This is a genomic window from Actinocrinis puniceicyclus (genome assembly GCF_018283645.1).
Taxonomy (GTDB): domain Bacteria; phylum Actinomycetota; class Actinomycetes; order Streptomycetales; family Catenulisporaceae; genus Actinocrinis; species Actinocrinis puniceicyclus.
This window is the reverse complement of sequence record NZ_JAGSXH010000158.1, coordinates 1-10,089: the sequence shown is the minus strand read 5'-3', so window position 1 is coordinate 10,089 and position 10,089 is coordinate 1. Positions and strand designations below refer to the sequence as shown.

At 65.8% G+C, this 10,089-nt stretch carries 11 protein-coding genes; 2 read left to right on the top strand and 9 right to left on the bottom strand.

The window, feature by feature from the left end; translation table 11 throughout:
• Positions 1-1,213: 1,213 nt before the first annotated feature.
• The 9 genes from KGA66_RS25995 to KGA66_RS25955 form a co-directional block, all read right to left on the bottom strand.
• Entirely contained in the window at positions 1,214-1,978 is a 765-nt protein-coding gene (locus KGA66_RS25995) for a hypothetical protein (protein WP_211471668.1), read from the bottom strand.
• 2 nt (positions 1,979-1,980) lie between these two features.
• Positions 1,981-2,262: a hypothetical protein gene (locus KGA66_RS25990; protein WP_211471666.1), complete on the bottom strand. Its 282-nt coding sequence runs from the start codon at positions 2,260-2,262 to the stop codon at positions 1,981-1,983.
• Between the two features lie 166 nt (positions 2,263-2,428).
• Entirely contained in the window at positions 2,429-3,721 is a 1,293-nt protein-coding gene (locus KGA66_RS25985; RefSeq protein ID WP_211471664.1) for a tyrosine-type recombinase/integrase, read from the bottom strand.
• On the bottom strand, positions 3,721-3,909 hold the full coding sequence (locus KGA66_RS25980; protein WP_211471662.1) for a helix-turn-helix domain-containing protein: 189 nt from the start codon (positions 3,907-3,909) through the stop codon (positions 3,721-3,723). Before KGA66_RS25980 ends, KGA66_RS25985 begins: the two co-directional genes overlap by 1 nt.
• Complete coding sequence (locus tag KGA66_RS25975; RefSeq protein ID WP_312887077.1) at positions 3,906-4,310, bottom strand: replication initiator; 405 nt, start codon at positions 4,308-4,310, stop codon at positions 3,906-3,908. Before KGA66_RS25975 ends, KGA66_RS25980 begins: the two co-directional genes overlap by 4 nt.
• The gene (locus KGA66_RS25970; RefSeq protein WP_211471658.1) at positions 4,250-4,747 is read right to left on the bottom strand and encodes a replication initiator; all 498 of its coding nucleotides are present in this window, start codon (positions 4,745-4,747) and stop codon (positions 4,250-4,252) included. The genes KGA66_RS25975 and KGA66_RS25970 overlap by 61 nt, the downstream gene beginning before the upstream one ends.
• Positions 4,735-4,887, bottom strand: coding sequence for an IS66 family transposase zinc-finger binding domain-containing protein (locus tag KGA66_RS25965; RefSeq protein ID WP_211471656.1), 153 nt, complete (start codon positions 4,885-4,887; stop codon positions 4,735-4,737). The genes KGA66_RS25970 and KGA66_RS25965 overlap by 13 nt, the downstream gene beginning before the upstream one ends.
• A gap of 209 nt (positions 4,888-5,096) precedes the next feature.
• On the bottom strand, positions 5,097-6,341 hold the full coding sequence (gene ltrA, locus KGA66_RS25960; protein WP_246508712.1) for a group II intron reverse transcriptase/maturase: 1,245 nt from the start codon (positions 6,339-6,341) through the stop codon (positions 5,097-5,099).
• A gap of 544 nt (positions 6,342-6,885) precedes the next feature.
• A complete protein-coding gene (locus KGA66_RS25955) occupies positions 6,886-7,062 on the bottom strand; it encodes a DUF6444 domain-containing protein (RefSeq protein ID WP_211471654.1) in 177 nt (58 codons plus the stop codon).
• A gap of 143 nt (positions 7,063-7,205) precedes the next feature.
• Here KGA66_RS25955 and KGA66_RS25950 point away from each other — a divergent pair, with 143 nt between their 5' ends.
• Positions 7,206-7,646, top strand: coding sequence for a hypothetical protein (locus KGA66_RS25950; protein WP_211471652.1), 441 nt, complete (start codon positions 7,206-7,208; stop codon positions 7,644-7,646).
• 117 nt (positions 7,647-7,763) lie between these two features.
• Entirely contained in the window at positions 7,764-9,170 is a 1,407-nt protein-coding gene (locus KGA66_RS25945; RefSeq protein ID WP_211471650.1) for an IS1380 family transposase, read from the top strand.
• The last annotated feature ends 919 nt before the right edge of the window (positions 9,171-10,089 follow it).

The window sequence follows — 10,089 nt, the reverse complement described above, 5'->3', positions numbered from 1 at the left end:
GCTACCGGCACCCGGCTGACCAGCCGAAACCCGCCCCGACGAGCACGGAAAGGACACCGAGCCCTACCCGGCCCCGTGGAAACCGGCGCAGCCCGCAGCGACACGCGACGGCCCGTCCCACCACCCGGAGGGACATACCGGGCAGACCACGGGGTGAATCAGGAAACAGCTACACCTGACGGATCGAGGTTGATCGAGCTTCATTCAGTGGCATTGCATCAGACCCCGACGATCCCGCAGGTCACACCATCCCGTAGTTGGTTACACAAAAAGTCCAACTGGCGTCACGAAACATAGGTTCGATTATCAGCCGATCGCAAGCAGTAAGGCTACGCCTTCGAGACAGTCGAAATCCCGCACAGCGCGAGAGAGAAAACCCGGACTAGAGCGTCTCGGACATCAAGATCTCGATCGAGCCTCTCCATCGACTCAAGTCGTGCTGGCGCAATATCGATGGTTGCGACTCCTCCAGCGCCTTTGCCATCCACGATCGAAAAGAGCGCGAGGCACCGGTAAGCCCGGAGGTCCCCTCCACGCTCCTCACGCATCATTGACTGGAGGAGAATCGCCCCTTCGCCAACCTGGTCACGGAGCGCATCTATCGAGCTCCACCGCGTCGCCCAGCCCTGGGCCTCCGCTTCCGCCTGAAGGTCAAGAAGCATATCGAAGTTGATCCGGCAGATGCGAAAGTCAGGGTCCGCTGAACGGATAATACTCATTTACACCCCCCAGTAAAGACGTCGACGCGAATCTGCGTGTCTGGTTTGATTCTACCGTCAGCGATTCGCGTCTTCAGCTCGTCCCATCGATGGTGACCACCAAGAATCGTTCCATTGTTGGATACAGCGATCCCATCGCCCGGCCCAGCATCGTTAATCGAGCTCAACAAGTCCTCATTACTCAGATATTCGTGATACCACTGTGAGGCTGGGTCCCGGGTTAATTGCCCCTCAGTGTACATGCCATCGAGATCGCCTGCCCGAATGTAAGTGCTCTGCCAGTCACTGTCATTGTGAACCAATACCGGCGTATTTCCGGCCTCCACATAGTACGTGTGCGCGTACTACGGGGCGAATAGGATCCGCGACTCGGTGCAGTGCCCTCTACCTGGTCTTTTTCTCGGCGACCATGCTCTGTCGAGGTGGCCGGAGCCGGTCTGACGGCAACGCTGACGGCAACACCGGCGGACGTCGCGCAGATCGCGGCGGACGTGTCAGGGGTCTGTGTCGAGGAGCTTGGCGGCCTCGGTGGGGTCCATGAGGTTGGACCAGATCTGTTCCTCGGGTGCCATCGGCCGTTCGGGCATGGCGTAGTCGGACATCCAGGCGCCGGGCTCGCAGCCCGGGACCATGCTGACGATGGTCGCGGCCAGACGTTTCGGCACCGATCCGATGATCCGAATCGCGACGTACGTTTCGTGGCCGGAGTCGGCCTGGACGTGGATGCCCAGGGCGGCGCCGTCGAGCATGACGGCGTGCTCGTGGCCGTCGAGCAGGGACGCGCGGACCAGATCGTGGACGATCGGGCGCAGCCGGCGTTCGGCCCGGGCGGCATCCTCGGCCCGGAATCGCAGGTCGTCCTCCCGGCCCGGCAGAAGGTGCCCGGTGTAGGTCGAGGTCGTCAGCGGCGGCGCGTGTTCGTCGTTGTAGCGGGCGCGGGCGGCAGTCGCGCTGGATTCCAGTGCGGCGTAGAAGTCGTCGGGCGAGCCGTCCTCGCGCTGCCCGCCGGCCACCAGCCACGGCAGGTCCGCCTCGACCCAGACCGCGCCGCGCCACCGCTGGACCTTCACCTTGAATAGGACTTGGTCGTCAATCGCACGGATCCGCTCCTGCGGGGTGTCCGGGTCGGCGAAGCGCTCGGCGGCTTTGCGGATCAGCGGATGGTCGATCTCGTCCAGGGGCCGGTTGACCGGCGGGAGGGCCAGTCCCAGGTCCTCGCGCAGGCAGCGCAGCGTCGGCCGGGCGGATTCTGCGGCCACGATCAGTCGTCCTCCTCGACGCCACCGACCGAATCAAGCTCCTCGCGCGTCATCCCGGCGAGCATCGCCACGCGTGAGGCCCGAGTGCCGTCGAGTTCGCGCAGCAGTTCCCGCATCCCGGCCTGCATCTCCTCGCGGCGGGCGTCCAGGTAGAACCGGACAGCCTCCTCGACCAGGTCCTTCTTGCTCATGTGCAGGTAGTTCGCGCCACTGGTGATCAACTTGTCTCCGGCGGGCGACACCTTGACCGCTATCTGCCGGGGTGCGTGATCCATCGTCGTCATCGACTTGTGTCCCTCCAGGCTCGCCCGACTTGTTGCCGGTACCTCTAGTGTCTTCAGTGTATCCATTCCGGACGTCATGCGGGTACCTCTTGTGCCTCATCCTGTTCGCGGCGGTCATGCCGCGAGGCCCCGCCGGAGTTCCGGCGGGGCCTCGCGGGGCGACATTTCAGGATCGGCGTCGGGCTCCGACCAGTGGCGGATCATCGTCGTCCGGTCCTTCGTTGTCGCGCAGGGCGTCGCCCATTGCCTCGATCGCGTCGCGCTGCAACCGGGGCCGCACATGGGCGTAGATGTCAGCAGTTGTGTGGATCTGCGCGTGACCTAACAATTCCTTGATAGTCACCAGCTCCACCCCCTGCTCCAGCAGCAACGTCGTGCAGGAATGCCGGAGATCGTGGAATCGGATGCGTCGGATTCCGGCCGTCTCGCAGAGCCTGCCGAACTGCCGGGTCAGAGTACTGCCTTCCATCGGCGTCCCGTTGACCTTGGCGAAGACCAGGCCGTGCTCCTTCCACGCCTCCCCTGCCTTCTCGCGCTCGGCGTCCTGGCGCTCCTTGTGGAGTTTCAGGGAGTTGACGCACTCGGCGGGCAGGTGGATGCGCCGTGCGGAGGACTCGTTCTTGGTCGGATAGAACGACAGTCCGCCTGCCGGATCGTGCTGCAATGTCCGGCGGACGTTCAACACGCTGGCATCCAAGTCCAGGTCGCTCCACTTCAACCCGAGTGCTTCGCCCTTGCGCAGCCCGGTCCGCAACGCCAACTCCACCACCGCGCCGAAACGGTAGCCACGCGAGGCGGCCAGCAGCCGCCGTGCTTCCGTAGCGGTCAAGGGCTCGAAGTTCGCCGCGCGATAGGTCCCGTGCCTGGCCGAGGAGGCGACATTGCGCGGCAGTTCGTCCTCCGCCACCGCGTGAGCCAGCGCCGAGGACAGGATCGCCCGCAGATAGGCCACCGTGCCCGCCGAGATTCTTTTGCCGCAACACTGCCCGATCGCGCAGCAGCGCGGCCGGGACTCCTTCCGCTTCGTCTCCGCGTCGCGGCGGGCGTCCCAGCCCTGTGCACAGCACTGGCACACTGACCGCACCGCCGTCAGGTACTCCCGCACGTCCTTCGGGCTCAGGGCCGACAGCCGCTTGTGACCGAGGCCGGGGATCAGATACAGCCGCACGTAGCGCTCGTAGGTGGCGAACGTCGTGGCACGCAGCCGGTGTGACGCGACCGTCTTGAGCCACCAGGCCAGGTACTCCGCGACCGTACCGGAACGGGACGCCACCGGCATCCCCTGATTCGACGCGGTGATCTTCGCGGCGAGCTTGTCGAACGCCTCCTTGCGAGTGGCTCCGTAGACCCGGACCCGCTTGCGCGTCCCGTCGGAGGCAAGCATGTACCCGGCCGCTTCCCACCGACCATCGGCACGCTGATACACCGTGCCCTCGCCGTTGCCACGCTGCCCGGCCATCACACACCACCGCTCATCGACGCCGACACCACGAACGCCGCCAGCGCGGCAACGGGAATCCGCCGGGACCGGCCGATCGTCACCGAAGTCAGCTGCCGGGACCGGATCAGCCGGTACACGCTGTGCCGGGAGATCTGCATACTGGCCATCACCTCCGGCACCGTGAGAAGGTCAAAGCTCTGACTCATCGCACACCCCCGGCGGCAAGCAGGCTGAACGACGACTCGGACGAGCCCGGACCGGGTGTCGGCGGATCGGCCAGTCGTCCGCGTCCGGCGTACCGCCAATCGTTGACGATGATCACCGCGTCGTTGTTCGGCAGGCCGATCGCATCCAGAGTCCGGGCGGCGCTGTATTCGGCGCGTTCGGCGCGCAGCGCGGCGAACGTAGTGGAGTAGGAACGGGACTTGGTCGCGAAATGACCCCGGAAGCCGAGCATGTGCGCCCAGAGCCGCAACCTGAGGCCAGCCAACTCCTCGATCCCGCCGAGCCGCCAGCAGATGTCGATCAGCGCCCGAGCATGCGCCGTCAGATCGTCGAGATCACCCGCGGTATCGGCGCGTCGCCCCGTGCCGTGGCACGACAGCACTTCGGCTCTTCAACAACGGGGATCGTGACCGTCCCATGCCCGGCGCAGCGACGGCACGCCAACGGACGAAGCTCGACACCTGCCGCCTCAGCGCTCTTGGTCGCGTACTTGGCGACGTAGCGGGCCACCGTCGCGTCCGACACCTCGCCGGAGTCGCCCCCGCCGATCTGACGGACGTCAATCTGACGACCCCAGGTGAGCACCCGTGACGGCACGGCCGCCGCTCCCGGCGTGATCAGGCTGGTGGCTGTGGCAGCGCTGCGCACCGCCTGATCCAGCAGCGCCTCCGTGGCCCACGAAGGCGGCACGCTGCCGTCCGGCCCGTCGAGGCGGATCACGGCGTGGAAGTGGACCACGCCGCGCGCCTGGTACTCGGCGACCTTCGCGAATGCCACGATGGCCTGTTCGGCGAACTCGGCGCGGGTCAGTCCGGCCACCGGCGCGCGATCAGCTGATGCTCGGTCACCTCAAGCGCGAGCTCGGGCAGGTCGAACACCTGGCGCTGCTCGCGCCCGACCTCCACCGCCCCGGCCAGGCCCGACCCGCAGGAGTGACACAGCTCCGGCTCGTACTGCACCGTGTGCCGCGGATCGGCGACCTGCTCCAGTGTGGCCCCGGGCTGCCCGCCCGGGCGCCCGGGACGGCGCTGACCCTTCTTGCGCAGCGAGGCCGGCTTGACGAACGGGGAATCCGAGGAAGGGGCGAGTGGCCGGGGGGACTCTCACCCCCCGGCTCTCTCAGATCCGGGCGTGAACCTCTCGATTCACCCGGCTCCCACCACCCGGCCTACGGCATCGTCCCGAACTGCCAGTGCACGAACAGCCCCGGGTCGCGCAGCGCGACCTCCTTGAGGAACTGCCGCGCCCGATTCGAGGAGTAGCGCATCCGCTTGTACTTACGCTGCACCCAGCGCACCAGAATCCCGTTGAGGTGCCGACACAGCGGATAGAGCCCGGACTTACGGAACTTGCCGTAGTACCCGATCCACCCCCGTAGCACCGCATTGATCATCCTGGCCAGGTCCGAGAGCGACCGGTCGCTACGGCGGTGCAACCACCACGACCGCATCTGCTTCCTGATCCGCTTGGCCGCCGCGTCACTGATCGCCGGGGAGAAGCTGGCGAAGAACTCGCCGCGCTTGTTCCGGGCCAGCCGCGGACGGAACGTATACCCCAGGAAATCGAACTTCTCGTGCCCATACGAGCCACGGCGGTTCGCATCCCTGCAATACACGATTTTGGTCTTGCCTTCGTGAAGCTCAAGACCACATTCGGCCATGCGGGCCGCGATCGCGTCGCGAACCTGTAGCGCTTGCCGCTCACTGACGCAGTGCACCACCGCGTCATCGCAGTACCGCTCGAACTGCACGCCCGGGAACCTCCGGGCGATCCAGCTGTCGAACACGTAGTGCAGGAAGAGGTTCGCCAGCACCGGGGAAATCGCAGAACCCTGCGGACTGCCCCGCTCCCGCGCCACCAGAGCGCCGTCCGGCCGCTGCAGCGGCGCGACCAGCCAGCGTCGCACATACAGCAGCACCCACGGCTCCGTGGCATGCCTGGCCACGGCCCGCAGAAGAAGATCATGGTCGATCGTGTCGAAGAACGCCCGAATGTCGAGATCGATCACCCAGTCGCTCTTCCAACACCGTTCCCGGCACACCGCGACCGCGTCCAGCGCCGAGCGCTTCGGGCGGTACCCATACGAATCCGGATGAAAGATCGGCTCGACCCTCCGCTCCAGATACATCGAGGCCACCGTCTGCGCCACACGGTCCGCGACCGTGGGCACACCAAGAACCCTGATACCTCCCCCGCTCTTCGGGATCTCCACCGCGCGCACCGGCGGGGGAAAATAACTCCCCGACGACATCCGATTCCAGATCCTGAACAGGTTGCCTTTCAGCTCCCGCTCAAACTCTTCGATCGACTGCCGGTCTACCCCCGCCGCGCCCTGGTTCCCCTTCACCCTCAAGTAGGCCATGTACACGACCTTCTTGGAGATCTCAAACGGTTTCGGCCTCGGCTCACTCATCCGGCTCCTCCCGGGCGCTCCGGTTGGCCGCCGACCAAGCCAGGATGGCCCGTCCCCTTCGCTCCGCCCGCATTACCAGGCATCACCGCTACTACGGGACGATCCGCCCCCGTGTCCGGCATCGGTACTCCGGCCCTCATGGTTTCCGCCACTTGAGCCGCTCCCTCCCCCGGCCGGCTGTAGCCGACCGGACCGCCAGGACGACGGGTTCCCACGTTCCACACAAGAGCCCGGATCACGCTCGCGCCACCTCCACGCCGGACACCGCCTGGGCAGTCAGCAGGCACCCCCCAGACTCATCCCGGAGCAAACCCACCCCGGTTTCGATGTCCTCGAGTTCTCTTACGACGCGTCCACAGTGGTTCGCTCTCGCTCGCCTTCGTAACCCATACCTGACGCGCTCACCGGCACGCCGTTTCCGCAACGCTCACCACCCCGGCTCATTCACCGACGCAGCTTGCGGTGGTTTGAGGCCTGCTCCTGCAAGCCGACCCCGGAGGACCTACCTCCATCTCCCATGTAGCATCGCTCCAGCACGCACGCTCTACATCCGCGCACCGCCTTCACGTTCGTGGCACACCGGCATCGAGGAGTTGCCGGAGTTGCGCCCCAGCCGCCGCTCCAGTTCCGCGACCCGCGCCTTGAGCTCCTCGATCGTGCGCTGCTGCATCGCGATCAGCGTGAGCAGATCCTCACGCGAGAGCGACTCCAGCCCGGACACGAGACAGAACCCTGCCACAACCAGCGATCACGCAGCAAACAGCCCGTTCGGACAGAGACGAATGCTTACTACGTAACCTCAATAATTACCCATGGGCTGCTCCTCTCTTTGTATTCGCCGTGACAATTATCACTTGTCCGGAGATGGCATTCCTGCACTCAAGGCCATTCCCGTATGTGAGCACCATATTTATCTATGCCAACTATAGTATTGGAATATTTTTGATTGCGCTATTTGTGCTGATGTTTGGCCGCGTGGTGGAGCCGCGTTCTGAGGTTAATACGAAGTGGCTTGGAAGCCTACAAGGCTGGATCGTAGCGAAGGTACGTCATTGGATCGTAGAGAAGGTGCGTCGCCGCGTTCCGGTTCTAAAGGGGACGATGTCAGTGGTGGCTCGCAAGCTGCGTTCGAAAATTGGCGGCATACTACCTATCACGGGTGCCCTTTTTGTGAGCGGCGTGTTAGTGCCGGCTGGTCTTCTGATCTGGAAGGGTGGCTGGCTGGCGTTATGGGTCCTGGGGCCTGCTTTGGGGACATTTTTATTAATCTACAGCTCTGGTCTTGAACGCCATCCAGCTCCTTAGCCTGACCGTTTCACGAGGCGAGTCCGGATATTGATACCGGAACGCAGAAGTGCTCCCTGACCTGGGATGATCTGACTTGTCGAGGGTCAGAACGTTCCAAGCGGGAGCACTTTCCAGTTGAAGAATACAACGTCGCGTCCGAGGTTGTCCGTCACGTGCGACGGGCGGGGCGTGGTCGCCCACGCCGGTGCCCGGCTGCTGGCCGATCTGGCCGAGGCCACCGGCCTGACCGGTGCGCTCAGCGAAGCGCTGGCCGGCTCAAGGGTGCGCGGTGGCGGACATGACCCGGGCCGGGTGGCCGCCGACCTCGCGGTGACGCTCGCCGACGGCGGCGAGGCGATCAGCGATCTGGCGGTGTTGCGCGACCAGCCGGAGCTGTTCGGGCAGGTGGCGTCCCCAGCCACGGCCTGGCGTGTGCTGGATCGCATCGATGCCATGGCGCTGTCCCGGCTACGGTCGGCTCGCGCGGTAGCCCGTGAGATCGCCTGGGCACAGCACGCCGAGACACGCGGACAGTTTCCACAGGCCAGGGCCGCGGGCCGGGTGATACCCGGGCTGGTGTTGGACATCGACGCGAGCATCGTGATCTGCCACTCGGAGAAGCAGGATGCGACGCCGACCTGGAAGAAGACCTTCGGCTTTCACCCGATCTTCTGCTTCCTGGACAACACGAACGAGGCACTGTCCGCGCTGTTGCGCCCCGGGCGGACCGGGTCCAACACCGCCGCCGACCACATCACGGTGCTCGACCAGGCCCTCGCGCAGATCCCGGATGCGCACCAGCACGGCACCCCCATCCTGATCAGGACGGACACCGCCGGATGCACCAAGGCCTTCCTGGAGTACATCAGGACCCTGCGCGGCGGCGGGGTGGACGCCCGCTTCTCGGTCGGCGCCCCGATCGACGAGCAGGTGCGCGCCGCGATCCGCACGCTGCCGGCCCGGGCCTGGTCCAGCGCGATCGACGCCGACGCCAAGCTGCGCGACGGCGCGCAGGTCGCCGACCTGACCGGACTGCTACCCGACGCGGGCTTTCCCGAAGGCACGAGGTTCATCGTGCGCCGCGAGCGTCCGCACCCCGGCGCCCAGCTGGACCTGTTCGACACCGTCGAGGGCTACCGCCACCAGCTGATCGCCACCGACACCCCGCCCGGCGGCGCACCGCTGGCCTGGCTCGACGCGCGCCACCGCGCCCACGCCCGCGTCGAAGACCGCATCCGCACGGGCAAGGACACCGGCTTCGGCCGCTTCCCCTCCCGACAGTTCGCCATCAACGCAGCCTGGCTCGAACTCGCCCTGACCGGCATCGACCTGCTCGCCTGGACCCAGACCCTGCTGCTGGACGGCGACCTAGCCAAAGCCGAACCCAAGACGCTGCGCTACCGGCTCCTTCACGCCGCCGCCCGCATCACCCGCGGCCAACGCCGCACCTGGCTACGCATCGCAGAACACTGGCCCTGGGCAAACCAGCTCGCCACGGCCTTCGCCCGCCTGGTCGCGCTGCCCCAGCCGATCACCTGCTGACAAGCCCACATCTCCACACCCGCCGCGACACGAAAGACCACGGAGAACCCGGCCACCCGCGCCGGGCCTCCACCATGCCCACGCCCAGCACCACACCAAAACCAACTCAGAATACTGATCAAACGACCCGCGCAGGCCCATAGCGAAAGACGGAGGTTAGTACGGCAGTCGGGCTTCGCAGACTGATACGTGTGGTCGCGCCGTGCGGGCGGGGCGTGTGTGGTAGTGGTGCCAGCGGGCTCGTGTCCATCGTTGGTGTCGTTCGGAGGCGTACACGCCTCGGTCGGCAACCTTCGCGCCTTCACGACACTCACGGGTGGTCTCATCGCGGTAACGGTTTGTCAGATGGACGAGTTGAACCCGGTACCGGCAACCTGGCACGTTCGACGGCAAGTACGCCCCGCACTCCGGCCGGATCCGGTCCAGTCTCTGCCGGGCTCTTGATGCGCAGTGGATTTAGACCGTGTCCTAGTGCCGCATCAGCCCAGATGAACGGCAGAACTATTCATAGAGATTCGTGTCTACACGCCGGGCACGTCTGAGCTGCTCGGCCACCATGCCGGGCCGCGCCCAGGGTCTGATCTGTCTGGACTCATGATCTCGGGTTATGGTGCTGCCCGGTGCGCTGGTTTCGGGGTTCGTCGGTCGGCGTGCGCTGATGTGCGCGCTAAGGCCGCGGCATCGGCGGCCGATGGTCCCTTGGGCGGTGGTGGGGGCTGCCTGTTCTCGGGTGCGGTTGGTGGTGTTCGGCGGTGTGGGCCGGTGGGGTGTGGTTAGGCTGGCTTCAGGGCACTGACGTGGTGTCGGGCGGGTGTGCTGGGGGTGTGGTGGTGTCGGAGCTTGAGTTGGTGTTGTCGCAGGCGTTGCCGGTGATGAGTGCGGCGGTGGGTGCGTACGGGGCGGGGGTGCTCTCCCGGGT

Bases quoted from the DNA above. Each gene is read 5' to 3' on its own strand.
- KGA66_RS25980 (WP_211471662.1), bottom strand. From the start codon at position 3,909: ATGAGTCAGAGCTTTGACCTTCTCACGGTGCCGGAGGTGATGGCCAGT.
- ltrA (WP_246508712.1), bottom strand. From the start codon at position 6,341: ATGAGTGAGCCGAGGCCGAAACCGTTTGAGATCTCCAAGAAGGTCGTG.
- KGA66_RS25985 (WP_211471664.1), bottom strand. From the start codon at position 3,721: ATGGCCGGGCAGCGTGGCAACGGCGAGGGCACGGTGTATCAGCGTGCC.
- KGA66_RS25950 (WP_211471652.1), top strand. From the start codon at position 7,206: ATGGCATTCCTGCACTCAAGGCCATTCCCGTATGTGAGCACCATATTT.
- KGA66_RS25990 (WP_211471666.1), bottom strand. From the start codon at position 2,262: ATGACGACGATGGATCACGCACCCCGGCAGATAGCGGTCAAGGTGTCG.